This window comes from Spirosoma humi (genome assembly GCF_054776575.1).
In genome coordinates, this window is record NZ_BAAHBR010000003.1 from 17,748 (window position 1) to 42,995 (window position 25,248).

The window sequence follows — 25,248 nt, forward strand, 5'->3', positions numbered from 1 at the left end:
TAAACCGAGAACGACGCGCGTTCACTTACTGTTTCAATGGTAAGTGCATTCCCCGTACCTTTGCGGACGAATATAACTGATTGATGATGAAACCAACCGCTGCCATTTATCTCGATAATGCCGCTACCACCCGGCTCGATCCTGAAGTTCTGGACGCCATGCTGCCACTCATGACGGAGCAGTTTGGCAACCCTTCGTCCATTCACAGTCATGGTCGGGCGGTGCGAACGGCCGTTGAAAAAGCGCGGAAAACGGTGGCGATGTTACTGAATACATCACCCGCCGAAATCTTCTTTACGTCGGGCGGCACCGAGGCCGACAATACGGCCATTCGCAGTAGCATTGAGACATATGGTTTGACCCATGCGATCACTTCGCCACTGGAGCACCACGCCGTACTGCATACTCTGGAACACCTGGCCAAACAGGGCGTTATTCAACTCAGCCTGGTAAACATAGACCAGAAAGGGCATATCGATCTGGCTCATCTGGAAGAACTTCTACGGCAAAATCAGCGTGCTGGGGCGATTCGCTCACTGGTTTCGCTCATGCATGGCAATAACGAGATCGGCAACCTGCTGGATCTGAATCGGGTGGGGGAGTTATGCCGTTCGTACGATGCGATTTTCCATTCCGATACGGTACAGACGATGGGCCACTTTCGGCATAATCTGCAACAGCTACCGGTCGATTTCATTGTGGGGGCTGGCCACAAATTTCACGGCCCCAAGGGTGTCGGGTTTCTGTACGTCAATGCTGACCGGGTGAAAATCAATCCGTTTGTCTATGGGGGCGCGCAGGAACGCAACATGCGGGGTGGTACCGAAAACGTATACGGTATCGTTGGCCTGGCCAAAGCCCTCGAAATTGCCTACCGCGACATGGACGAACATCGGCAGCACATCACGTCGCTGAAAAGCCGGATGATTGAGCGGTTACGGCCTCAAATGCCGGAGGTGCAGTTCAATGGCGATTCGGCCGATGTTGACAATAGCCTGTATACCGTGCTGAACGTCAGCTTGCCCGCGTCGGACATTAGTGATATGCTGCTGTTCAGCCTGGACATCGCCCGTATTTCGGCCTCGGGGGGCTCGGCCTGTTCGAGTGGATCGAGCATTGGTTCTCATGTGCTGGGCGCTTTGCCGGGCCTGGATGCCGATCGGGGCTATGTGCGGTTCTCATTCGGAAAATACAATACCGCCGATGAGATTGATTATGCCGTCGATACGCTGGTCGGTCTGTATAATAAGGAACTGGTGAAGTAAGTTGATAGCTACTAATCAGTACTGCATTCTCCTGACTTGACGATTGAGCTTAGATTTTCCTGTGGTGTCGGGTTCTTCAACCCGACGCGGGCAGGTTTTTTAAAACCTACCGATAAGCTGGCAACGCGCGGTTTTGAGAAACCGTGCATGTCAGTTTGACGAAACTGACACCACTAGCTCAAGAGGTTAAGGCTGTTTTTGGCTCAATCATGTCCCATAAGTTGCCATACAAATCTTCGAATACGGCAACCGTTCCGTATTCCTCTTCGGACGGTGGGCGAACAAACGTTACGTTGTTGGCAACCATGTTGGTATAGTCCCGCCAGAAATCATCCGTATACAGAAACAGGAAAACTCGCCCACCTGTCTGATTCCCGACCCGGCTTTTCTGTTCCTCATTAGCGGCTTGGGCGAGCAAAAGGCAAAAGTCTGAAGCGCCAGGTGGCGCTATGCGGACCCAGCGCTTTGTTTCGCTTAATGCCGTATCCTCAACCAGTGTGAAGTTTAGTTTTTGGGTATAAAAGGCAATGGCATCGTCATAATTATCGACAACCAGCGCAATTTGAGCAATTCGTTGTTTCATGTTAAAGGAGTTTAGTAACTGATTTCGGATTAATGAAAAAGCACGAAGATCTGAACGGTCTTCGTGCTTTTTCATGACGGGTGATAAAGGCCAATTATTTCTCCACCAGCGTGGGCGCTAACCAGCGATTAGCCACATTCAACGTGTAAGTCAAAAAGGCGTTGACCGTTCGTTCGTACACGTCATGGCCGATGAATTGGCCGTTCTCGTCCAGATTTTTATCCGTCTCGTGCGACTCGTACAACTTTGGCGAAACGATTGAATAGCTGTTGGTAAAGCTGATGATCTTGTTCATCACCGTAGTCATATCCAGGGCAGGCTGGCGGCCACCTCGTCCATTCGAGATGCCTACCATCGCAAAGACTTTGTTGTCGAACAGGTGCTTGAACGATGGGCCGCCCAGTTGATGAATCGCGTTGGTTGCCTGTGGCGGAGCCGTCCAGTTGTACTCCGGCATCGCAAACAGAACCAGGTCGGCGGCTTCCCACGCCCTGGTCAACTCCTGCTGAAAAGGCGTCAGCTGATCGGGCTTGACCGACCCCTGACCGACAAATGGAATATCGTACTGCTCAAATGTGACAATGGATACCTCATGTTGACCCTCGGCCGTGAGAAGGTGCCGAACGTAGTTAACGAAGCGTAGCGAATTGCTGTTTTTGCGCGATGAGGTAGAAATTAGCGTAATTTTCATGCGGTCGATTCAGGGAATATGCCTATCAAACCACGGGGGTATCGCTTTAGTTTCCAGGAATAAAGCAGAGTTGGTCATGCAACACTGATGAAACCGAGCGGGTCTTTGTATCCTATTGTATGACTTAACCTAAACTGTACCGATGAACAAGCTCTTGTACCTGCTGTTGATTTCGGGTTGTGCATTGGCGCAAGCCCCCGTTAAATCCATTCGGAACGATTCCATTCCGGAGGAACGTAAACGGTTCCTGCCAGATATAAACGTACCCAGCCCAATGCCTGCTGTGCGGCCAACTAATTCCTTTTATCGTGATCCGAAGGACGGACCTGGTGTTGTGCGGGCTACGCTGGATAACATGCCCGTAAAAGTGCCGGATACGTCCATGATGTATACCATGCCTGGAGCAAACAGACACCCGAAAACACTGCTCGATCCGCCAACTCTGTTCCCGAAGTCCTTTCCGCAGCTAACGCCGAAGAAGCATGAGTAGCCGCAGAGCAGAAGCCTAACGATTGACGTCTGCCCTGCGGCTCTGGTCCACTAGTTTAATGCCTGAGCCAGATCGGCAATTAAATCATCGGCATGTTCCAGCCCGATGGATAAACGTAATAAATTCTTGGGGGTTGTCGAGGTTGTGCCCTCAACGCTGGCCCGATGCTCGATCAGGCTCTCGACACCGCCGAGGCTGGTTGCCCGTGTGAATAGTTTCAAGCGACCAATGAACTGGATCGCGTCGGCGGCATCGCCTTTTACCTGAACGGATAGCATCGCACCCGGTCCATTCATTTGTTGCTGAATCAACGCCCGGTCGGGGTGATTGGCCAGGCCCGGATAATGGACGTTCTCAACGGCCGGATGACCATCCAGAAAGTCGGCGATGGCCTGAGCGGTCAGGCTTTGTGCCCGCACCCGAACCCCCAGCGTTTTGATGCCCCGGCTTACCAGCCAGCAATCAAACGGAGAGGGAACTGCGCCGGACAATCCCTGCAAGAGCCGAACCCGTTGAGTAAACTCGTTATCCTGCTTAAACACCAGCGCGCCCCCCAGCACATCGGAGTGCCCACTGAAATATTTGGTCGTTGAGTGCATCACCACATCGACGTTGAAGTCAATAGGGCGCTGAAGGACGGGGGTTGCCCAGGTGTTGTCGCACACGCAAATGGCTCCCGCTTCGTGCGCCAGTCGGCTTACGGTCAGTAAATCGGTTATGGACAGCATTGGGTTGGAGGGCGTTTCGCACCACACCATCCGGGTATTTTCGTGCAGCGACGACTCGACAGCGTCCAAATCGCTCATGTCTACCCGTGTGTAGGTCAGCCCCCAGGGATGGAAAACCTGTTCGAGCAGGGCGGGAGTGCCGTAGTAAGCATCGGCAGAAAGCAGCACGTGGTCGCCCGGACGAAGGGCCTGAAAAAGAGTCATCGCAGCCGCCTGCCCTGATCCAAACGCCATCCCGACAGCTCCCCCTTCGAGTACGGCAATTGCTTTTTCGAGCGATTCGCGGGTTGGGTTGTTGGGGCGGGCATATACATAATTTGCGGGCAGCTCATTGGCCTCATTGCGGGCAAACGTGGTTGATAAATGGATAGGCGAAACAACGGCTCCAGTAGTTGTATCTGGCTGATGAGTAGCGCGAAGAGCAAGGGTATCGAAATGCATAAGATGGTCAGTAAGGACTAGTCTATAATAGACCCGACATCGAAACAGCAGGAACAGAAAGAAAGTTGAGTTCTGTAATGCGGATGGCACGAGCGTCCCGATCCTGCCCGCAGCGCAACCGCTTAGGGCCGCGAATATTTTTTTGATACTGTTAGTAATAACAGTTCGTGTACTACTTTTAGAAATTCGTATGCAAGCATACTATAGGTTATGAATCAAACATATCAGTCAGTATCCTTTGCGTTAGCCAATGGCGTAATGACCGTTTCGCTGCTTGGTCCCGGCAAAGGAAACGCCATGGGGCCGGAGTTTTGGGAGGAACTACCCATCGCAATGGATGAAATTAGCGCGATGCCCGATGTGCGGTGCATTATCTTTCGGGGTAGTGGCGATCACTTTAGTTACGGACTCGATGTGGCCCGGATGATGCCGCGTATTGCCAGCATGGCTACCGGAAACCCAATGGCCAATGAGCGTCGGAAGTTGATGGCTCAGATTCGGTTCATGCAATCCGGTTTTGTGAAGATACACGAGTCGGCCAAACCCGTTATTGCGGCAGTTCATGGCTGGTGCATCGGGGGAGGGGTAAATATGATTGCCGCGGCCGATATTCGGCTGTGCTCCCGCGACGCTAAATTCAGCCTGCGGGAAGCTAAGCTGGCTATTACGCCCGATATTGGCGGCTTGCAGTTTTTACCCCACTTGATCGGTCAGGGGTTTACCCGCGAGATGGCCTTTACGGGCGGTGACTACGATGCTGCTTTTGCCGAGCGCGTCGGATTGGTCAATCATGTGTATGACACACCCGATGCCTTATTCGAAGCGGCTAACACGCTGGCCCGCCAAATTGCCGACAATCCGGCCGCAGCTGTACAGGGAGCCAAAGAAGTACTCAACTACAGCATCAACAAATCCATCGAAGACGGCTTACAATACGTTGCCGTCTGGAATTCCAGTCAGATGCCATCCGTGGATTTTGGCGAAGCCATGCAGGCCACGCTCGAAAAGCGCAAGGCCGAATTTAACAAAAAGATAAACCGGGGATATTGAGTCAATAATAGAATGATTGAGTGATGGAATGAATGAATAATTCTCAACTCACTCATTGTCCAGTCATTCTATCACTCAATCATTCTATCATTCGACACTAATCATGACAACTGGCATGCTGCGCGATGATGCGCTAAAGGGTAAGACAATTATTGTGACCGGTGGCGGCACGGGACTTGGTAAATCGGTGACCCGCTACCTGGTACAACTGGGCGCTAATGTGACGATCTGCAGTCGACGGCAGGCCGTTCTTGACGAAACCGCGAACGAACTGATGGACGAAATAACGCAGAGCGGTGGATCGGGCGCTGTGCTGGCTGTTGCCTGCGATGTGCGTAATACAGACGAAATCGAGAATGTCATTCAGAAGACGATTGAGCGATTTGGCCAGTTGAACGGCTTGCTCAACAACTCCGCTGGGAACTTCATCAGCCCTACCGAGCGGCTATCTTATAAAGCATTCGACACCATTGTCGACATCGTTCTGCGCGGCACCTATTACTTTACACTGGCGGTGGGCAAGTACTGGATCGCCAATAAAATTCCGGGCACTGTCCTGAATATTTCGACGACCTACGCCACAACGGGTTCGGGCTATGTAGTGCCTTCGGCCGTTGCCAAAGGGGGCGCGCTGATCATGACCAAATCGCTGGCCGCCGAATGGGGCAAATATGGTATCCGGCTCAACGCCATTGCGCCTGGCCCCTTTCCGACCAAAGGGGCATGGGATCGACTTTTTCCCGAACCGCTGGCCAGCATGATGGATCCCACGAGCCGCATTCCACTCCACCGGGTTGGCGAGCATGGCGAACTGGCGAACCTGGCGGCATTCCTGCTGTCAGACTACTCGGGCTACATTACCGGCGAAAGTATCACCATTGATGGGGGCGAAGTACTGATGGCGGGCGAGTTTAGCCACCTCGATAAGGTCACCACCGAGCAATGGGATATGATTGAGCAGACCATTCGGCAGGCCAACCGGCCGAAAAAAGAGTGAAATCGGACCACCGAAGCGGAGCAAAAGAATGAAATGGCGAAAACCATCTGGCAAATTCGCTCTTTCAACCTTTCGCTCTTTCACCTTTATTCGGCACCTTTGCCCTCATATTTTTGTTCTACTTACGTATCAAAACCTTTTAAAATGCCCAACTGGTTTCTCGGAAAAATCCGCTATCAGCAGCCCATTGACGACTCGAATGTCGGCAGCCGGAATGAAGAATTTATCAAGCAAAAAACCGTAACGGAAGCCTACCTGGTCGATGCCGTTAGCTATACCGATGCCGAGGCTCGTCTTTATCAGGAGATTGCCGCCAATACACCCGACTTTGAGATTACGAACATTTCGCGCATGAAACTGGCCGACGTATTTCACATCGAAGATGGGGGCGAAATCTGGTATAAGGTGAAGGCTATGTTCATTACCGACGATGAGAAAACGGGCAAACAAAAGAAAACGCCCAGTGTAATGCTCGTCAATGCCGAAACACCGAAACAAGCTTACGAACAGGTTGAAATTAGCCTGAAAAGTGCCCTCGATCCATTCGAGATAACGGACGTAAATACAACTAAGATTCTGGAAATATTTCCGTACAATGAAGAGGAAAAGCGAAATCTTCGCCCACTCAGCGAAGTGCTTAGTCCCGAGCCGGAAACCATCTAACGTCCTTCAACGAATGCCATCCTTTTATAGAATGGCATTCTTTTTTTACGAAATTCCTGGCTTTCAGCCGCCAAGACTTGCGTTGAATTTGTTCCGTGCTGATATTTGTCCCATCATGAAACGTAACCTGTTCCAATTCTTTAACCTACTCATGGCCTGCGTCGTGCTGCTTAGCAGCACTGGCTTTGGTTTGGTGGAGCATTCGTGTCAGATGCGTGGCAAGAAAAAGACGATGGTCGTCGCCTTCAGCGAAGTGAAATCATCGGATTGTGCGACTAGTAAACAGCCCATGCCGGAGCAGCAAACGGTTATCAAGAAAACCGAATGTTGCCAGGACGATCAACGCTACGAAAATGTTGATATCTCGTCGTCGCTGAGCCAGTTTGTTGCCAAGTTTGTTAAGACTGTTACCGAAGCGGTTATAACCGGCTTTGTGGCCGTTATGGCCTGGATTATTGAGGTCGTTTTTGCCGGAAAATCAACGACTGTTTCAACCTTTTCGTCGCCCCCTTCGCTTTCCGGGCGCGACATTCTGACGTTCGTTCAGACTCTCCTTCTTTGATACGCTGATTAGATTAAGTTGTGCTGGCCGATGAGTTAATCATGGGCTTGTTTTACCTACTTATTAATCAGCGAACTCATGCCATTTCTTTCTTTACGGATTGTCCTGCTTATCAGCGGGCTAGGGGTTGGCTTATCCGCCAGGATGACCCCCGCGCAGGCGCAATCGGATACTACCCTCATCGAAAAAAGCATACTGGTCCGGGGAAGCGTCGGCGAAAATACCAATGGGCAGCACGTGCCTCTGGTCGGCGCAACGGTCATCTGGGCGGAAACGACGATAGGCACTACCACGGATGCAAACGGAATTTTTCAACTACCGCTGCCTCCAAACCAGAAACGGTTGATTGTCAGCTATGTTGGTTACCAGTCAGATACATTGACGGTTACCGACCCATCAGCCGAACTGACGGTGACCCTGCGCGTAACACGCACATTGCAGGAGGTAACCGTGTCGGGCGCGCCGGGGCAGATCGACCGTATCAATCCCATTCAAACGGAGCTTATTACACAGCGTACCCTCGCCAAAGCCGCCTGCTGCAACCTGTCGGAGAGTTTCGAGACCAATGCCTCCGTTAGTGTGTCGTATAGCGATGCCGTTACCGGCGCAAAACAAATCCAGTTTCTGGGCCTGGGCGGCCAGTACGTTCAGACGAATGTCGAAAATATTCCGACAGTACGCGGACTGGCCACTACGTTTGGGTTAAACTACATTCCTGGTACCTGGATTACCAGCATCGATGTTGGTAAAGGGGCCGGTTCCGTTGTGAACGGCTACGAATCCATGAGCGGCCAGATGAACATCGAACTGCAGAAGCCGGATGATAAAAACAAGCTGTTTTTAAACGGTTACGCAAACAGCTTTGGGCGAATGGAGGGAAACGTGAACTGGTCGCATTCACTCAACAAAAAGTGGAGTGTAGGCGTATTGGGACATGCCAGTACGCTCCGGAAAGAAATTGACCAGAATAACGACGGTTTTCGTGATTTACCGTTGTACACACAGCTCAACGCCATCAATCGGTATAAGTACAGTAGCGAGCGATTTATGGCGCAGTTTGGCGTGAAAGCGCTTTACGAAGATCGCGATGGAGGGCAACTGTCAACGTTTCGTTCACCAGCGGGTATTGCCCGGTATCAATTCGGAAACACAACGCAACGACTGGAGTTTTTCGCAAAAACGGCCATTCTCTTCCCCGATAAACCGTATAAAGGCCTGGGCTTGATCCTAAATGGTGTCCATCATGACCAGACCGCTATTATTGGTTTCAGGCCTTACAACGGCCAGCAGCGAACGATCTACGCGAATTTGATCTATCAGAACATCATTGGCAATACCAACCACACCTATAAGGCGGGACTGAGCTATTTGCTGGATGATTATAAAGAAGATCTGGCGTCATTGGCCACCAGTCGTACTGAGTCGGTGCCGGGAGTTTTTGCTGAATACACGTACACCTACCCCGAAAAGATGACGGTCGTGCTCGGAGGGCGGTTTGACTACCACAATCTGTTTGGTCCGCAATGGACGCCCCGTGCGCATGTGAAGTATACCATTAGCCCGAGTTTGGCGCTGCGTGCTTCGGCCGGGCGTGGTTTTCGGGTGCCCAACCCGATTAGCGAAAACATGGGGTTTCTGGTTAGCTCACGGGCGGTGTTTATGTACCAAAATAGAAATGCTGGTCCCTATGTCAACTGGAACCTGACGCCATTAAAGCCCGAAGTTTCCTGGAATTATGGCCTTAGCTTAACAAAAGAGCTGACAATACTCGGGAAGAAAGCGTCGTTGGTGCTGGATTACTACCGAACTGATTTTCAGAACCAGTTAGTCGTCAATGTAGAGAATTCGTCGCTCCTGTATTTTTATAACTTGCGCGATGCAACGCACCACGGCCGTTCATTTGCCAATAGTTTTCAGGCTGAATTGAACGTACAGCCTACCCGGCGGTTCGATGTGAAAGTGGCTTACCGGCTTTTCGACACCCAGCAGAGTACAGCCATGCCAGCGGGCGATACGGTGCTGCTCCCTAAAATGATGGTGCCCCGCGAGCGATTTTTGCTTAATGTGGGCTACGCCCTTCCGTACGACAAATGGAAATTTGATGCAACCCTACAATGGAATGGACCCCGCCGGATTCATTACCTGCGTGAAGGCTATGTGCATGCCAGCAACCAGAATTCGCCGACCGACTACTCGCCGGGATTCGCCAACCTGAATGCACAGCTAAGTCGTGGGTTCAGGAGCGGCTGGGAAATTTACCTGGGTGGTGAAAACCTGACGGGCTTCCGGCAGTCGAATCCCATTTTCGCGGCCAATGACCCCTACGGTCCTGACTTCGATGCCGCCAGTCGGGCGTGGGGACCGGTAACGGGGCGTATGGTGTATGTAGGGTTCCGCTTTAAACCAGTAAACTAATGATATTAACCGTCCGAAATATGGTGTGTGACCGCTGCAAGCGCGTCGTCCGGGATGAACTCGAACGAATGGGCTTGACGGTTAAACGGGTTGAGCTGGGCGAAGTTGATCTCGATACCCCACCGTCTGCCCACACGCTCGACGCTATTCGCCATACGTTGCAGCAAAACGGATTCGATTTGATCGACGACAAAAAGCAATCGCTCGTAGAACACATCAAAGTGTTGCTTATTAACGAAGTGCAGTACCTGAAAGCCGAGCGCCTGCCGACTGAGAACTACTCGACGTTTCTGGAACGGAAACTAGGCTATGAATACTCGTATTTGAGCGGCCTGTTTTCGACTAGTGAAGGCCAGACTCTGGAGAAGTACATCATTGCCCTCAAGATCGAAAAGGTGAAGGAGTGGCTGCAATACGCCGAACTGACGTTGAGCGAAATTGCCTGGCGCTTGAGTTACAGCAGCGTCCAGCACCTCTCCAGTCAATTTCGGCAGGTGACCGGCCAAACACCGGGGCAGTTTAGAAAGGCCGCTCATGCCAACCGACGCAATCTGGATGCTATCTAGAAATAATTAATTGGTTGTCGGCTAGCTAGTTAACGGCTAGCCAGCCTGTAGTTTCTGCCTATGCCAGGCAGGAGATATAGTACGTTAAAATCGCGCTGAACATATGGGTGGGTATGTATCTGATTTCAAAAGAAATCAGTCTAAAGAAGCGTAACCTAACCATACTATGACATATCCTCTATTGGCATCAGTTAAGGCTTTTCTCAGGGCCTTACTTAAGGTAGTTCTGAAGATGTGTAGCGTTGAACCTCTGTCGAAACCGGAAACCGAAGCCTTTCTGGGTCGCTATCAACTAGCGCGTAGCCCGGAGAAACAGGTTTTTATCCCCGGCGTGCAAAACCAGGGTGAGTTGACAAAACTCATCTTTTCACCCGTCCGGGCCGTCACCCATCAGTCATTTGTCTGGCGTTACGAACGAGGAACAAAAAAAGCGGTTCAACTGCCGTATGGAGGTATACTGGCCGAAGGTAAGGTGTTGTGTCTGGATTTTGAGAGCTACCATTTGGTGAAGAACTGGCGGGGGTTTAGCCGGCGCACCATTTTGACGTATGATACGCTCATTGCCCCTTTTAGTCATTACCTGGATATCGTTGTCTTTGGGGGCTACTATGACTTTGTCATCCTGGTGGCGGCCAAACTGAGTCGGATGAAAGCTGCGTTGCCGGAGCAGGTCTTCGCCCAGGCCGCTCTGGCGTATCCGCTTTTCAAGACGACCTACGAGCAGGAGTATCTGGCCTTAATTGGGATTGCGCCGGACCATATTTTCGATAGTGTCGCGTACGATATTCGGTTTGACCGGTGTATTCTGGCCAATAGCGGGCACTGGTTTTACCCGGACCCTGCCGATATCTTTGCGTTGAAAGAACTCGTAGAGGCCAAACTGACGATCAAGCGAACAAACCGAAGCCGAATTTATGTAAGCCGGTCCACGCGTCGGAAGGTGGTGAATGAAGCAGCCTTACTTAAACTGCTGGAAAAATATGACTTCACCATTATCGACGATAAACCCCGGTCGGTGGCTGAACAGGTCGAGATCTATAAAAATGCCTCGTTTATTATGGGGCCGCACGGCGCTTCGTTCACGAACATAATCTGGTGCGAGCCCAGAACGCATCTTTTCGAGCTATTTCCCGCCAATATGATTGTCGATCATTTTGCGTATCTGTCCCAGGTTATGGACATGCGCTACTCGGCCTACAGCCATGTCATTAAAATGGGGCAGACGAAGCATCATATCGAGGAAGACGTGTTTGTCTCTATTGCCGATCTGGAGAAAAGTCTCGACTTGTTATTCGTGCAGGTATAACGTGTTACGCCTTCGCGAGGCTATGAACTGTGTCACCGTTCAACCTGTACGCAACTGGCCGTCGAGAGCGAATCGCAGCTAGCGATCGGGCAACGAAACCCCTGGTTTCATAAAGTCGGGCTACAATTATGTAAAAACTCTATCGGGAAAGCGTAGTTACTTTGTCAGACCAACGGTGGTCAATCAAACGACAACGATTATGGAAGCTATGCAACACAACCACAGCCACACCGATACATGTTTTAGCTGCGCGGAAGCCTGCGAGCGGTGTGTTACTGCCTGCCTGGAAATGGGCGATAAAGATGGCAAAGGCCACGACATGACGGACTGCATTAAACTCTGCCGGGATTGCGCGGATATTTGTACACTCTGCGGCCGGTTAGATGCCCGCGGATCAGAATTTTCCCGCGATTTCATGGCGTTGTGCGCTGAAGTGTGCGAAGCCTGTGCGGACGAATGTGAGAAACACGCCGATCATGTTGCCCATTGCAAAGCCTGCGCCGAAGCCTGCCGCAAGTGTGCCGAAGAATGCCGGTCGATGTCGGCGAATGCATAAAATCAGCTTTCGTACAAGATAAACTCCTCACATTGATTAGTAGTTCGGAAACGACTACTAATCAATGTCGAACGTAGCTAATCAACGTGCGCCATAACCGGTAGCCCTTTGTTCCGATCGAGGCTGTATCCACAACGACCTTATGAATAGAACGCTCCTTTTCCTCTGGCTCATCGCCCTGTCCATTACGGCCAGGGCGCAGCATCAGCACCAGGAAGGTATGAAAATGCCTGCTCAGAAGACGCCTGCGAACGAAAAAGCGTCCGGCAAAATGAACGCCGATACCACTAAACCGATGGATCATTCCAGACATAATGGTATGGCGAAGCACAGGGAGATGGATGAGACAGGCTCAATGGGCGATATGAAAATGCTGAATCATGGCCTGACGATGGACACGACAATGGGAATGACCCACTCGTTATCGCGAAATTTGTCCATGAACCGGAATGGGTCCGGAACATCGTGGCACCCCGACAATACGCCAATGTATGCCTATATGAGCCAGCCAACGCCGAAAGGCTGGAGCTATATGCTGCACTACGCCATCTACCTGCGGTACACAAGTCAGAATGGCAACAATCGGGATAGCCGGGGGCGGGGACAGCAATTGGGAGCGCCGAACTGGTTTATGGGCATGGCACAGCGTAAGGTCGGGCAGCGGGGGCTGTTTCAGGTGCGTGCCATGCTGTCGCTCGATCCGCTGACGGTTGGGAATGGCGGGTATCCACTGCTGTTTCAAACGGGCGAAACCTACAAAGGGCAGCCGCTGATCGACCGGCAGCACCCGCACGATCTGGTGTCGGAGCTATCCGTCAGTTACAGCCATGCCTTCAGCAAAGACGTAGATTTGTACGGCTATGTTGGCTATCCGGGCGAACCTGCTCTTGGTCCGCCTGCTTTTATGCACCGGATTTCGGCGTTCAATAATCCTGATGCGCCCCTGAGCCATCATTGGCAGGATGCTACCCATATTTTGTTTGGCGTTGCTACGGCAGGTTTTCGCTACAAATGGGTCAAGCTGGAGGCATCGACTTTTAAAGGGCGGGAACCTGACGAGAACCGCTATAACTTCGATACGCCTACGTTTGACAGTTACTCCTATCGTTTATCCGTCAATCCATCGCCTTCGTTTGCCCTACAATTCTCCCAGGGATTTCTACACAGTCCGGAAGAAGCGCATCCCGAAGAAAACGTCACCCGAACAACGGCATCCGTATTGCACAGCAAAGGAGTAGGGCCTGGCAGTTACGTAACATCGGCCTTTGTTTGGGGCCGTAATAGCCACGACGGGGCTGGGGAGAATTCCTATCTGGCAGAAAGTAGTCTGCAAATGGATAAATTCGCTTTTTACGGCCGGTACGAAAACGTTAAGAAGTCGGCGGAGGAACTGGGTATTTTCCAGCCGGCCTCATCGGGTGAGATTGGAAAAATTACCAATGATCAATCGTTTCTCATTAACAACCTCACGCTCGGCATGAACTACCGAATCGTTCAGCAGCGCAGTACGGATCTAGTCGTGGGAGCCCAGGCAACGGCCAGTATGCCCGATCACTTTCTGCAGTCTCTCTACGGAAAGATGCCTGTTTCGGGCGAGATTTACCTGCGACTGACACCCAGTCTGATGACCATGAAAAACATGCATCATTCGGGTCATCGGCAAATGAAGGGAATGAGTCATTAGGCAACCATTTGGTGTGTTCAGTAAGCTACGCCAGATGAGGCACCATTTTTCATAAATGTTCGTTATCAATCTACTACAAATCACATACTGCTATGCTGCGTAACCTGTTTCTAACCACCCTGACATCTTTGCTGCTTTTGGGCAACCTGTTCGCCAGCGCACCAACCCGCGACGACAAGGAAAAAGAAATAAAAATCAAGACATCGGCCATTTGCGGCATGTGCAAATCCCGTATCGAACGGAATCTGTCCTATGAAAAAGGCGTTAAAGAAGCCGATCTCGACGTGAAAACCAAGGTTGTTACGATCAAATACAATCCGGCCAAAACGGACGTATCCAAATTAAAAGCGAACATCAGCAAAACAGGCTACGATGCTGAAGAAGTGGTGGCCGACCAGGCAGGGTACAACAAACTCCCAAGCTGCTGCAAAAAAGATAGCGGCCTAGACCATCAATAAACGCAGCAGCTAAAAAGCAAATCGCCCCACACCATATAGGTGTGGGGCGATTTGCTTTTTAGCTGCATCCTCCTTATTTGAACGCATCGATCAGTTGGGTAGCCGCCAGGGTTTGGGCCTGTTGCGCTTCAGGAACAATGGCGTACATGCCAAAAAATTCATGCGTTACACCAGCATACAACTGGTACGTGACCGGTACACCTACCGATCTGAGTTTGTCGCGAAGTAGCATGCCTTCGGTTTGCAGCGGGTCAATTTCAGCCGCAATAATGGTTGTGGGTGGCAGGCCGCTGAGGTTAGCTAAATCGACCAACGAAATCAGTGGACTATCGCCATCGGTAGGCGTGCGGAAATAGTTGTCTGTAAAGTATTGGATCAAAGGTCGGTTTAGCGGCTTGGCATTGGCGTAACGGTTGTATGAATCCGTTGACAGATCGTTGTTCGCTACCGGGAACACCGACAGAATATGAACCGGGAGCGCCAAACCGCGGTCGCGGGCCATCATGGCAACCGTAATGGCCATATTACCACCGGCACTCTCGCCTGCAACGGCTACTTTGGCCGGATTGCCGTTGATGGTCGCTGCGTTATTTTTGGCCCACTCATAAGCCCGGTACGCGTCTTCGTGCGCTGTTGGAAATTTAAATTCAGGTGCCAGCCGGTAATCAACGGACATGACGATTGCACCCGTTTCCTCGGCCAGAGCCAGCGTCGAATATTCATATACTTCCGGACTGCCAATCACCCAGCCTCCGCCGTGGTAATACACAATAACCGGCTTTGGTCCCGGTACCGCGTTGGGTGTGTACAGCTTAACGCGTATCTGAGCGTTATCTGCTCCCGTAATCATTCGTTCGCTGATCGTAACGTTAGCTTTTGGGCGAGGGATATTGTTTTTGTCAAGCAACGAGTTGACCGCATCCTTGAAGGAGGGTTGTTTGCGGGCATCCTGTGGCGAAAGCTGGTTGAGTGGAGTAGGAGCCAGGCGGCCTAACTCCTCAATAACCGCAAGCATCTGTGGGGTGATGGTTGGTCCCCAATCGGGTTTAGGACTGTTGGATTGAATGCTCTGGCCGGGCTGTGGCAAGCGGTGGTCCTGACAGGCAGTTAAGGAGAATGTGGCGAATAAGGCCAGTAATGCGCACTGTAAAACCTGACGTAGGGCTGTCTTTGTTACTGAAAGATGTTTCATAAAACGTTGTTTGCTTTAGTGGAACAACTCACAATTAACTCTACTGTTTTAGTAGATATTTTATTCGGTTAGTTAATTTGTTAACTGGTAGTATTTCCTCCTCATGCATACCCCGTTGTTTGCTGCTCTTGATAAATTTGCGGACACAGAGTCCCTGTATAGCGGCTGCGTAATTCCAATCGGCGAAACAGAGCGATTGGTAAAACGGTTAGATGCCTGTCAGAGTAGGGTAAAATTTGCCCGACTCGAAAAAGAAGGCCACCGCATTCAGTATGTGTACGAAAATAATGCTCACCATTCGTGGTTGCCAAAGCAGCCTGAGTAGATTGCGGCACTAAAAATTTGCAGACTTCATCCATGATTTACAAAAATACCCTCGATTTTGCCCGGCAACTCGACCAGGCCGATCCGCTTCGCTCGTATCGTGACCGCTTTTACATTCCCCGGCGCAATGGGAAGGATTTGATTTATCTCTGCGGAAATTCGCTTGGATTGCAGCCGAAAACGGCTCGGGCGGCTCTGGAACAGGAGCTTACGACCTGGCAAAATCTGGGTGTTGATGGTTGGTTTGATAAACCGGAAGCCGCCGAACAGCCATGGTTACGCTATCACGAAACCTGTAAGGCTGCCCTGGCTCAGATTGTTGGAGCACAGCCCGGCGAAGTCTGCCCGATGAATGCCCTTACGGTAAACCTCCATCTGCTGTTGGCTTCCTTTTACCGGCCTGGTGAGTCCAGCCCCGGCGTTAAAAAATACAAGATTCTTACCATTAAAGGGGATTTCCCTTCGGATCAATACGCGCTGGAAACGCACGTGAAACGGCATAATTTCCAGGCCTCTGATGCGATCATCGAAGTGGCTCCGCGACCCGATGATCAACTAATTCATACGACGGATATCCAGGCCGCTATTGCCGAACATGCCGACTCACTGGCGTTGATCTGGATGAGCGGTCTCAATTATTACACCGGTCAGGTTTACAACATGGCCGCTATTGCCGAAACGGCGCGAACGCACTGTATACCCATTGGACTCGACCTTGCTCATGCCATTGGCAATGTCCCGCTTCAACTGCACGACTGGGGCGTTGATTTTGCTACCTGGTGTTCGTACAAATACCTTAACGGTGGCCCTGGGGCTGTATCGGGGGTGTTTGTGCATGAAAAACACCATGCTCAGAACCTCCCTCGACTGGCTGGCTGGTGGGGGTATCGGGAAGACAAACGATTCGAGATGACGCCCGGATTTTTGCCCGCTCCCGGTGCCGATGGCTGGCAGGTCAGTACGCCCAACATCCTGGCATTATCGCTGCACCGGGCGGCCATTGCTATCACGGCTGAAGCCGGTATGGTAGCCCTCCGGCAAAAAAGTGAACAGTTGACGGGTTTTCTGGAATTTATACTCAATCAATTGCAGGAAGTGATTCTCCTTACTCCCGATGATCTGAACCAGCGAGGGTGTCAACTATCGCTGCTGGTCCGCAAAAACGGCAAAGGTTTATTCAACTACCTGACAGAACAAGGCATCATTGGCGACTGGCGTGAGCCGGATTGTATCCGGCTGTCACCAACCCCTTTGTACAACACGTTTGAGGAGGTATGGCGTGTCGGCGAGGCATTGACGGCTTACTACGCAGAACAGTAGCCGGACTACACATCAGGTGCGCTTACCACACGGCGGCTATCCTGTTCGGGTCACAAGGATTAGCCCCCTTACTCGTTTTCGGATGGGCTATCCGTCGAGGAAACGAAGGCAATGTTGCGTTTCAGGCCTTCCAGTTTAGTGCGCTTGACAGCCGATCGGCGGAAGATTTCCCGGAACACGTCTTCCGTAATTTCCTTCCAGTCGCTTTTAGTTAACTGGGATAAGTCGGGATGGGGATCGAAAGCGGGCGTTTTGTGGGGTCGGGCGAAGCGGTTCCAGGGACACACATCCTGGCAAATATCACAGCCAAACATCCAGTTGTTGAATTTTCCCCGGACTTCGGTTGGAATGGCTTCTTTCAGTTCAATGGTGAAATAGGAAATACATTTGCTGCCATCAACGACGTAAGGACCAACGATGGCATCGGTCGGGCAGGCGTCGATGCAGCGTGTACAGGTGCCGCAGTAATCGGTGATCGGGCCGTCGGGTTCCAGCTCCAGGTCGAGAATCAGCTCGCCAATAAAGAAGAACGAACCAATCTCCCGATTAATCAGGTTCGTGTGTTTGCCCACCCAGCCCAGCCCGGCACGTTTGGCCCAGGCTTTATCCATGACCGGGGCCGAATCGACAAAAGCCCGGCCACCTACCTCGCCAATTTCAGTGTGAATAAAGGATAGCAAATCCTTTAGTTTATCCTTGATAACAAAGTGATAATCTGTTCCGTAGGCATATTTCGATAATTTCAGATCGTCGTCATGTTCGGGCAATTTTTGCTCCGGATAATAGTTGAGTAACACCGTTATCACGGATTTGGCATCATCGACCAGTAACCGCGGGTCCAGTCGTTTATCGAAGTGGTTGGCCATGTAATTCATCTGGCCGTGCATTCCATTTTTCAGCCAGTTTTCCAGCCGTGGCGCTTCGTCTTCCAGAAAATCCGCTTTAGCTATCCCACAAAAGTCGAAGCCCAGCTCAGTGGCTTTCGCTTTGATGAGTTGCGTGTAGTGACTGGCAGACGAGTGCATATGAGGTAGCGTAAATCGAAGAAAGCTGGAATGATAAAACAGAAACACACCTGAGCCGAATATAAATCCGACAAACCAACCAAATCCAAACGATACAAATCTGGATACGATGTGTCAAGTTGGCAGGAAATGCGGTTTTGGCCGTTCTTTTGCCCATCTTTGTTTATGAATTTCTGGAAGAGAAATAGAAGCTCAGTAATGGAAAATAAAGACATTTTGGATGATCAGGCATCCAGCGATACGCAACAACCTGACAACCTGACAACCGCAACGGCGGACCGTGAAGAGGCTGTAACAGTAAACGGTGGCGAGCCCACCGAAGCTGATGAAACAACGTCGACCGAAGGCTTCGTAACCGCAGCTGCTGCACCGGAACCCGAAAAGAATGGCGGTGAAGTGGCCGAACTGAAAGATAAATATCTCCGTTTATACGCTGATTTTGAGAACTTCCGTCGGCGTACCGCAAAGGAAAAACTGGAGTTGATCAACAATGCCAATGAAGGCGTATTGAAAGCTCTGATCCCGGTTGTTGATGATTTCGAACGGGCCATGCAATCCATCGAAAATACAAACGACGTGGCCGCTTTGAAAGAAGGCGTTTCGTTAATATACCACAAGCTGTTCAAGACGCTCGAAGGAAAAGGCCTGAAGCCCATGGTTTCGAAGGGCGAAACCTTCGATGCTGATCTGCACGAGTCCGTTACGCAGTTCCCGGCTCCCAGCGACGACCTGAAAGGGAAAGTTATCGAAGAAATAGAAAAAGGGTACTACCTGAATGACAAGGTCATTCGATTTGCAAAAGTGATTGTAGGAAGCTAAAAGTGAAAGAGTGAAAGAATGAAAGAGTGCATTAGACGGGGCGAAAGGTAACGTACTGAGCGCTCTTTCGCTCATTCATTCTTTCACTCTTTAAAAGATATGGCAACGAAGCGCGACTATTACGAAATACTGGGCGTTGATAAAAACGTCTCGACGGAAGACCTCAAGAAAGCCTATCGTAAGATGGCTATCAAGTATCACCCCGACAAGAATCCAGACGACCCGACCGCCGAAGAGAAATTCAAGGAAGCGGCTGAGGCTTACGATGTCTTGAACGATCCTCAGAAAAAGGCGCGGTATGATCAGTTCGGTCATGCTGGTATGGGCGGTGCGGCCGGGGGCGGATACGGCGCTGGCGGCCCATCAATGGAAGACATTTTCAGCCAGTTCGGCGATGTCTTTGGCGACGATTCGCCGTTCGGTAGTTTCTTCCGGGGAGCGCAGGGTGGTGGCGGTGGTGGTCGGCAGCGCGTTCGCCGTGGCTCCGATCTGCGCATCAAACTGAAGCTGAACTTGCAGGAAGTTGCCAACGGGGTTGAGAAAAAGATAAAAGTGAAGCGGCACGTTACCTGCAACACCTGTGGTGGAAACGGGTCAAAAAATGGAACGGCGGTACAGACCTGTTCGACCTGTAGCGGGACGGGCCAGACGCGCAAAGTGGTGAATACGATGCTCGGTCAAATGGTCTCGACCAGCACATGTCCAACCTGTAATGGTGAAGGTAAACTTGTCACTGACCGTTGCGATGTTTGTTTTGGTGAAGGACGCGTATTGCAGGAAGATGTTATTCCAATCAAAATTCCGGCTGGCGTTGCCGAAGGCATCCAGTTGTCGGTTGGTGGCAAAGGTAACGTTCCTCCACGGGGCGGTGTTGCCGGCGACCTGCTGATTGTGATCGAAGAAGAGGAAGACGCTGATCTCAAACGCGATGGCAACAACGTTGTGTTCGATTTATACGTCAACTTTGTCGATGCGGCCATTGGTACCAGTGTCGAAGTGCCGACCATTGACGGAAAAGCCCGCATCACGCTCGAACCGGGTACGCAAAGCGGCAAAATTCTCCGTCTGAAAGGAAAGGGTATTAAGGAACTGAACGGCTACGGACGGGGCGACGAATTGGTACATGTCAACGTCTGGACGCCCAAGATGCTATCGTCCGAAGAGCGCGGTATTCTAGAAAAACTACGCAACTCGCCGAACTTCCAGCCAAAGCCTAACAAGAATGAGAAAGGCTTCTTCGACAAGATGAAGGATTTCTTTCACGGTTGATCAACCATCCATAGTGGGTTAACCCTCCTAAAGTAACATGACAAACGAGCCCCGAATAGGGGCTTTTTTGTGGATCGCAGCTTGTGTGCCGGTCATGCGTTACCTGTGCTTGTTAGCAGATTCGCGTGCGACGGGCACGGTCAGGTCTAAGAATCTGGGACTATATGGGCGCATAATGCCTGGGTTGTGCTATTTTCGTCTCCCACCTTTCCTACACGAATATGCACCAAACATTACTGCTTTGTGTGTCTCTGATGCTGGCGATCTCTCTGTTCGTCATGCTGGGACAGCGGTTACGAATTTCTCCTCCTATCTTTTTGGTTATCAGTGGGCTGGTTGTTAGCCTGATTCCGGGTGTTCCCCGTATTGTCGTTGATCCGGAGCTTATTTTTCTGATTTTTTTACCTCCCTTACTCTACGAAGCGGCCTGGTTTACGTCCTGGAAAGAGTTCTGGCGGTGGAGACGCATTATCATCGTCCTGGCTTTCGGTCTGGTTGTCTTTACGGCCTTTGCCGTTGCCTATATGTCAAGTGCCGTCATACCGGGATTCACGCTGGCTTTGGGCTTCCTGCTGGGTGGTATCATTTCGCCACCTGATGCTGTTGCGGCCACATCTGTGTTGAGAAACATCAAGGTGCCCAAGCGGGTAATCAGCATTCTGGAAGGCGAAAGTCTCGTAAATGATGCGTCCAGTCTGGTGGTGTTTCGGTTTGCGTTGGCGGCTGTGTTATCCGGTTCATTTGTCTGGCAAAAAGCCGCGACTGGTTTTGTCATGGTTACACTCATGGGCATTGTCATTGGTCTGGCGGTAGCGTTCGTGTTTTACGTTATTCACCGATGGCTCCCTACCACGACCCGAATCAGCATTCTGCTGACGTTTATGGCGCCCTATATCATGTACCTCACCGCCGAGGAGTTTCACTATTCGGGGGTGATGGCCGTGGTGAGTGGCGGGCTGTTTCTGTCGAATCACAGCCACCAGATTCTAAACCACAGCGCCCGAATTCAGGGGACAGGTATGTGGTCGACGGTTGTGTTTGCGTTGAACGGACTGGTCTTTATGCTGATTGGCCTTGAGTTACCCGTCATCATCAACGGGTTGGAAGGGTATTCAAAAGTAGAGGCAATTTTATACGCGTTGCTGATCACCTTTTTAATTATTGTTACCCGGATTGCTGTTGTTCTGTTCTCCTCTGTTTTTACCCGGATTATTGGCCGGGTAATTTCCGTGGCCGACCGTAGCCCAGGATGGCGCGGCCCCATCATTGTGAGCTGGGCCGGTATGCGCGGAGTCGTGTCGCTGGCATCGGCACTCTCTATTCCGATGACCCTGGACAATGGCGAGCCGTTTCCGCATCGAAATCTGATTTTGTTTATCACGTTCGTCGTTATTCTGTTTACGCTTGTTTTTCAGGGACTTACGTTGCCAATGGTTATCCGAAAGGTAAATTACGATGACCCCGATCATCGGGCTCCCGAGGATCAGCAAGTATCGGCAATCCGGCTGAAATTATTAAAAGTTGCGTTGAAAGAAGTAGACGAGAAATACGCCACCGAAGCCATCGATAACGACCTGGTGAGCAACCTGAGAAATCGGATGGAGAACGACTTGAACTCCATTACGAAACACCTGGATTCACTGGAGCGCGACGGGGAGCAGGTCGATCAGTATAATAAAATTCTGACCGACATCATTCTGGCCAAACGCAATGCACTACTGTATTTTCGCAGTCTCGACGAGTTTGATGATGAGGTGATCCGGCAGGAAGAGGCTCGCCTTGACCTGGAAGAAGAGAAGATAAATCACCCCATTCACTAGGCCTGACACGACAAAAAAAGCCCGGACCATGCTGAGTGGTCCGGGCTTTTTTTTGTTCTTGCTTTTATCAACCGAAGGCGTTGATGTGCTTCTGGAAGATCGCTTCGTACTTGTTAGCGGCTGCCGTTTGCTTGGCTTCCTTACAGGCTTCTACAATCGTTTGAAGAATGTAGAGATCTGAATCAGGATTGCCGAAGCGTCCGTTGCCGCTCTTATCATACGTCAGCGCCTGGTCAGCACGCGTGGCCATGATGTCGGCAATTTCAAGGGCCTTCTTGTTGTCGCCCACCTCAAACAGGAATCGCACGTAGTTTGACGAAATCTGGTCGTAAGGAATTGACTTGTCAGGAATAACCTTCAGCGAGTAATTGAGTACCTCGAGGGCTTTGTCCTTGCGGCCCTCCCGAATAAACTGATCGGCCAGACGGAAGAACGCGATGCGCGCCGAAATAACAGGAGGTCCTTTGTAGGTATCATCGTAATACACATCCGGATTATCGAACTCACGCCAGAATGTCTTCTTGGTCATGTTGGTATACATGATGTCGGAGTTGACATAGCCATCCGTTGCGCCCGGTACGGCTACCGGCATCAGCCGATACGCATAGCCTTCCAGTTGCATGTAGTTTTTCAGGCTCAGGTAATTATCACTCGCCAGGGTGCTCGAAAAATAGATAGGCCGCTTCCAGTTATTGGTCGCAATCATGTCGAGCATGATCAGGTCAGGCTTATACAGGTCTTTCTTGCCAATTGTCCACTGCAGGGTGTCCTTCATAAGCGGGCGCAGCGCAGCGGGTACAAATTTCGCATTATCGACAGCGGCTTTGTCGATAGGTAGGAACAGCACCGACGAAGGCAGGATACTTGTCATGTCGCCATTCGTGAGCGGCACCTGAACCGCTGGGCTGTTGGTCTTGATCAGGCTGATGTATTGCTTGAGGTCAATTCCGCTTTTCACGCCCGGTACTTCATAGAACGGCACAATGTCGTTTTTGCCTTTGTTGAAGTTGTCGAATTCGAGCGAGATGGGCAGCGCGTCCGATTCATACGTCTTGCGCTTCATCTGCTGAATGTACCATTCGGTACCCAGCAGGCTCAGATTACACACCCGAACATCACGCCGAAATCCTTCCACTTCCTGTACGTACCAAAGCGGGAATGTGTCGTTATCGCCACCCGTAAAGAGGATCGCGTTCGGCGCACAGGAGTTTAGCAAATTCTTGGCAAAATCGACCGATTGATAACGCTTGTCGCGGTTGTGGTTATCCCAGCTTTTGGCACCCATCATCACGGGTACCAACAAACAAAGACCAGCCACCAGGCCATTGCGGGCTACGTCGGATTTCAATGTATTGCGCAAACCTTCGGCAATGGCCATGACGCCCAATCCCAGCCAGATGGCAAAGAAATAGAACGAACCCACATAGATATAATCCCGTTCGCGGGGCTCGGATGGGGGCGAATTCAGGAAGACTTGCAGCGCAATTCCGGTAAACAGAAAGAGTAATCCAACAATCAGGAAATCACGCCGACGGCGGAAATACTGAAATGTAATACCGAACAGGCCCAGAATAAACGGCAGCATATAGAAATTGTCGCGCGCTTTGTTGTGGACCAGCATATCGGGGGCATTCTGATCCGTTGACCAGGGCAGGAGGTAGCCAGCCCCTTCTTCGTCGCTTTCCCGACCCGCGAAGTTCCACATCAGGTAACGCCACCACATGTGGCCCAACTGGTAACTGAACAGAAACTTCAGGTTGTCGCCCATGGTGGGTTTTTGCCCTTCGGCCAAGCCCAGCATCTGTCGGTACAAAGCGGGGTGATTTTGCTGGCTGCTATACACCCGCGGAAACAGCATCTCGTCGCCGGGAGCGTAAACGTACTCGGGTTGGTGATCGAAGACAACATACTTGTTTCCTTCCTTTTTCCACATAGCGGCCCCTTGCTTCTGGTCGATAGGGCGGGCCGTGAAAACGGGGCCGTATAATAACGAGCGGCTGCCATACTGCTCCCGGCGCAGGTACGACAGGAAGTTCAGCTCATCGCTCGGATCGTTTTCGTTGATAGGCGGATTGAAATCAGCCCGGACCAGCACCTGCATGTATGAGGCATAACCGATCAGCACAAACGCCAGGGCCAGCAAGGCCGTATTTAAAACAACCCGTTTCTGGCGCGCCGACCAGATAATGCCATACACAATAGCACTGATGAATACGACCGTAAAGAAAATGACACCCGAGGTGAAAGGGAGGCCGAGGATATTCACAAAAAACCGCTCGACGGCGAACGCCATGCCCGGCAGACCCGGAATGATACCCGAGTTGATAATAGCCAGAATAACCAATCCAATACCGAACGCCATTGTGCCGCCCCAGAAGGTCGGTTTGGGGTACTTCTTAAAATAATAAATCAGGGCCAGCGCGGGTAGGGTAACCAGGTTCAGTAAGTGGACGCCGATGGATAAGCCCGTCAGGTAAGCAATGAAAATAAGCCAGCGGTTAGCCGCAGCTTCGTCTTCGATGCGTTCCCATCTGAACGCAGCCCACACCACGATGGCCGTAAAAAACGACGACATCCCATACACCTCCGCTTCGACCGCCGAAAACCAGAATGTATCGGAGAACGTGTACGCCAAAGCACCCACGGCACCCGTACCGATGACCAGCAGGGTGTCGGCCGTCGTATACTCACTTTCTGGTTTGTTGAGCAGCTTCTGGGCCAGCATCGTGATGGTCCAGAACAGGAAGAGGATCGTAAAGGCGCTGGCTAAAACAGAGGCCATATTGACCCAATAGGCCACGTTGGTCAGATTCCCGAAGGAAAACATCGAAAAAATCCGGCCCAACAACAGAAAGAAGGGAGCACCGGGCGGGTGTGGAACCTGGAGCTTGAAGGAACACGCAATGAACTCGCCACAGTCCCAGAAACTGGCTGTTCGTTCGACGGTCATCGCAAAAGTAATCAGCGCGACGGCGAAAGCGAACCAGCCTGTCAGGGTGTTCAGGCGTTTGAATGACTGCATAC

General features: G+C 51.2%; 23 protein-coding genes. 17 read left to right on the top strand and 6 right to left on the bottom strand.

The features are described from left to right. Positions 1-86 precede the first annotated feature (86 nt). Entirely contained in the window at positions 87-1,265 is a 1,179-nt protein-coding gene (locus ACYU8Y_RS03690; protein WP_460935179.1) for a cysteine desulfurase family protein, read from the top strand. A gap of 178 nt (positions 1,266-1,443) precedes the next feature. Here ACYU8Y_RS03690 and ACYU8Y_RS03695 read toward each other — a convergent pair whose 3' ends face one another. Together ACYU8Y_RS03695 and ACYU8Y_RS03700 are read right to left on the bottom strand one after the other, a co-directional pair. After that, positions 1,444-1,848 carry a VOC family protein gene (locus ACYU8Y_RS03695; protein ID WP_460934320.1) on the bottom strand — a complete coding sequence of 135 codons (405 nt, stop codon included), beginning with the start codon at positions 1,846-1,848 and terminating at the stop codon, positions 1,444-1,446. Between the two features lie 94 nt (positions 1,849-1,942). Next, positions 1,943-2,539, bottom strand: a complete 597-nt coding sequence (locus tag ACYU8Y_RS03700; protein ID WP_460934322.1) for an NAD(P)H-dependent oxidoreductase — start codon at positions 2,537-2,539, stop codon at positions 1,943-1,945. Between the two features lie 142 nt (positions 2,540-2,681). Here ACYU8Y_RS03700 and ACYU8Y_RS03705 point away from each other — a divergent pair, with 142 nt between their 5' ends. Then, a complete protein-coding gene (locus ACYU8Y_RS03705; protein ID WP_460934324.1) occupies positions 2,682-3,029 on the top strand; it encodes a hypothetical protein in 348 nt (115 codons plus the stop codon). 50 nt (positions 3,030-3,079) lie between these two features. Here ACYU8Y_RS03705 and ACYU8Y_RS03710 read toward each other — a convergent pair whose 3' ends face one another. After that, complete coding sequence (locus ACYU8Y_RS03710; RefSeq protein ID WP_460934326.1) at positions 3,080-4,198, bottom strand: trans-sulfuration enzyme family protein; 1,119 nt, start codon at positions 4,196-4,198, stop codon at positions 3,080-3,082. A gap of 210 nt (positions 4,199-4,408) precedes the next feature. Between ACYU8Y_RS03710 and ACYU8Y_RS03715 the strand changes: the two genes are divergently transcribed. The 10 genes from ACYU8Y_RS03715 to ACYU8Y_RS03760 all read left to right on the top strand — a co-directional run bounded on the left by ACYU8Y_RS03715 (position 4,409) and on the right by ACYU8Y_RS03760 (position 14,455). Then, a complete protein-coding gene (locus tag ACYU8Y_RS03715) occupies positions 4,409-5,248 on the top strand; it encodes a crotonase/enoyl-CoA hydratase family protein (protein WP_460934328.1) in 840 nt (279 codons plus the stop codon). A gap of 103 nt (positions 5,249-5,351) precedes the next feature. Next, a complete protein-coding gene (locus ACYU8Y_RS03720; RefSeq protein WP_460934330.1) occupies positions 5,352-6,245 on the top strand; it encodes an SDR family oxidoreductase in 894 nt (297 codons plus the stop codon). A gap of 144 nt (positions 6,246-6,389) precedes the next feature. After that, positions 6,390-6,908 (top strand): DUF4494 domain-containing protein, encoded by a 519-nt coding sequence (locus tag ACYU8Y_RS03725; protein ID WP_460934332.1) that lies wholly within the window; start codon positions 6,390-6,392, stop codon positions 6,906-6,908. A gap of 115 nt (positions 6,909-7,023) precedes the next feature. Further along, positions 7,024-7,470, top strand: coding sequence for an HYC_CC_PP family protein (locus tag ACYU8Y_RS03730; RefSeq protein WP_460934334.1), 447 nt, complete (start codon positions 7,024-7,026; stop codon positions 7,468-7,470). Between the two features lie 78 nt (positions 7,471-7,548). Next, positions 7,549-9,885 (top strand): TonB-dependent receptor, encoded by a 2,337-nt coding sequence (locus tag ACYU8Y_RS03735; RefSeq protein WP_460934336.1) that lies wholly within the window; start codon positions 7,549-7,551, stop codon positions 9,883-9,885. Beyond that, complete coding sequence (locus ACYU8Y_RS03740) at positions 9,885-10,451, top strand: AraC family transcriptional regulator (protein ID WP_460934338.1); 567 nt, start codon at positions 9,885-9,887, stop codon at positions 10,449-10,451. Before ACYU8Y_RS03735 ends, ACYU8Y_RS03740 begins: the two co-directional genes overlap by 1 nt. A gap of 166 nt (positions 10,452-10,617) precedes the next feature. Next, positions 10,618-11,757, top strand: a complete 1,140-nt coding sequence (locus tag ACYU8Y_RS03745) for a glycosyltransferase family 61 protein (RefSeq protein WP_460934340.1) — start codon at positions 10,618-10,620, stop codon at positions 11,755-11,757. Between the two features lie 199 nt (positions 11,758-11,956). After that, positions 11,957-12,313 (top strand): four-helix bundle copper-binding protein, encoded by a 357-nt coding sequence (locus ACYU8Y_RS03750; RefSeq protein WP_460934342.1) that lies wholly within the window; start codon positions 11,957-11,959, stop codon positions 12,311-12,313. A 142-nt stretch (positions 12,314-12,455) separates the two neighbouring features. Further along, a complete protein-coding gene (locus ACYU8Y_RS03755) occupies positions 12,456-13,997 on the top strand; it encodes a hypothetical protein (protein ID WP_460934344.1) in 1,542 nt (513 codons plus the stop codon). Between the two features lie 92 nt (positions 13,998-14,089). Next, the gene (locus tag ACYU8Y_RS03760) at positions 14,090-14,455 is read left to right on the top strand and encodes a heavy-metal-associated domain-containing protein (RefSeq protein ID WP_460934346.1); all 366 of its coding nucleotides are present in this window, start codon (positions 14,090-14,092) and stop codon (positions 14,453-14,455) included. A gap of 73 nt (positions 14,456-14,528) precedes the next feature. On the opposite strand, the gene ACYU8Y_RS03765 is transcribed toward ACYU8Y_RS03760, so the two are convergent. Further along, positions 14,529-15,647, bottom strand: a complete 1,119-nt coding sequence (locus ACYU8Y_RS03765) for an alpha/beta hydrolase (protein WP_460934348.1) — start codon at positions 15,645-15,647, stop codon at positions 14,529-14,531. Between the two features lie 103 nt (positions 15,648-15,750). On the opposite strand from ACYU8Y_RS03765, the gene ACYU8Y_RS03770 reads away from it, so the two are divergent. Further along, a complete protein-coding gene (locus tag ACYU8Y_RS03770) occupies positions 15,751-15,972 on the top strand; it encodes a hypothetical protein (protein WP_460934350.1) in 222 nt (73 codons plus the stop codon). A gap of 32 nt (positions 15,973-16,004) precedes the next feature. Continuing rightward, positions 16,005-17,291, top strand: a complete 1,287-nt coding sequence (gene kynU / locus ACYU8Y_RS03775) for a kynureninase (protein ID WP_460934352.1) — start codon at positions 16,005-16,007, stop codon at positions 17,289-17,291. Positions 17,292-17,359: 68 nt separating this feature from the next. Here kynU and queG read toward each other — a convergent pair whose 3' ends face one another. Then, positions 17,360-18,316: a tRNA epoxyqueuosine(34) reductase QueG gene (queG, locus tag ACYU8Y_RS03780; protein ID WP_460934354.1), complete on the bottom strand. Its 957-nt coding sequence runs from the start codon at positions 18,314-18,316 to the stop codon at positions 17,360-17,362. Positions 18,317-18,514: 198 nt separating this feature from the next. Between queG and ACYU8Y_RS03785 the strand changes: the two genes are divergently transcribed. The 3 genes from ACYU8Y_RS03785 to ACYU8Y_RS03795 all read left to right on the top strand — a co-directional run bounded on the left by ACYU8Y_RS03785 (position 18,515) and on the right by ACYU8Y_RS03795 (position 22,224). Then, complete coding sequence (locus tag ACYU8Y_RS03785) at positions 18,515-19,135, top strand: nucleotide exchange factor GrpE (RefSeq protein ID WP_460934356.1); 621 nt, start codon at positions 18,515-18,517, stop codon at positions 19,133-19,135. 99 nt (positions 19,136-19,234) lie between these two features. Then, positions 19,235-20,404, top strand: coding sequence for a molecular chaperone DnaJ (gene dnaJ, locus ACYU8Y_RS03790; protein ID WP_460934358.1), 1,170 nt, complete (start codon positions 19,235-19,237; stop codon positions 20,402-20,404). 221 nt (positions 20,405-20,625) lie between these two features. Then, positions 20,626-22,224 (top strand): Na+/H+ antiporter, encoded by a 1,599-nt coding sequence (locus ACYU8Y_RS03795; protein ID WP_460934360.1) that lies wholly within the window; start codon positions 20,626-20,628, stop codon positions 22,222-22,224. A gap of 67 nt (positions 22,225-22,291) precedes the next feature. Here the strand turns inward: ACYU8Y_RS03795 and ACYU8Y_RS03800 are convergent, their stop codons facing one another. Then, positions 22,292-25,246 (bottom strand): glycosyltransferase family 117 protein, encoded by a 2,955-nt coding sequence (locus tag ACYU8Y_RS03800; protein WP_460934362.1) that lies wholly within the window; start codon positions 25,244-25,246, stop codon positions 22,292-22,294. Positions 25,247-25,248: the final 2 nt, after the last annotated feature.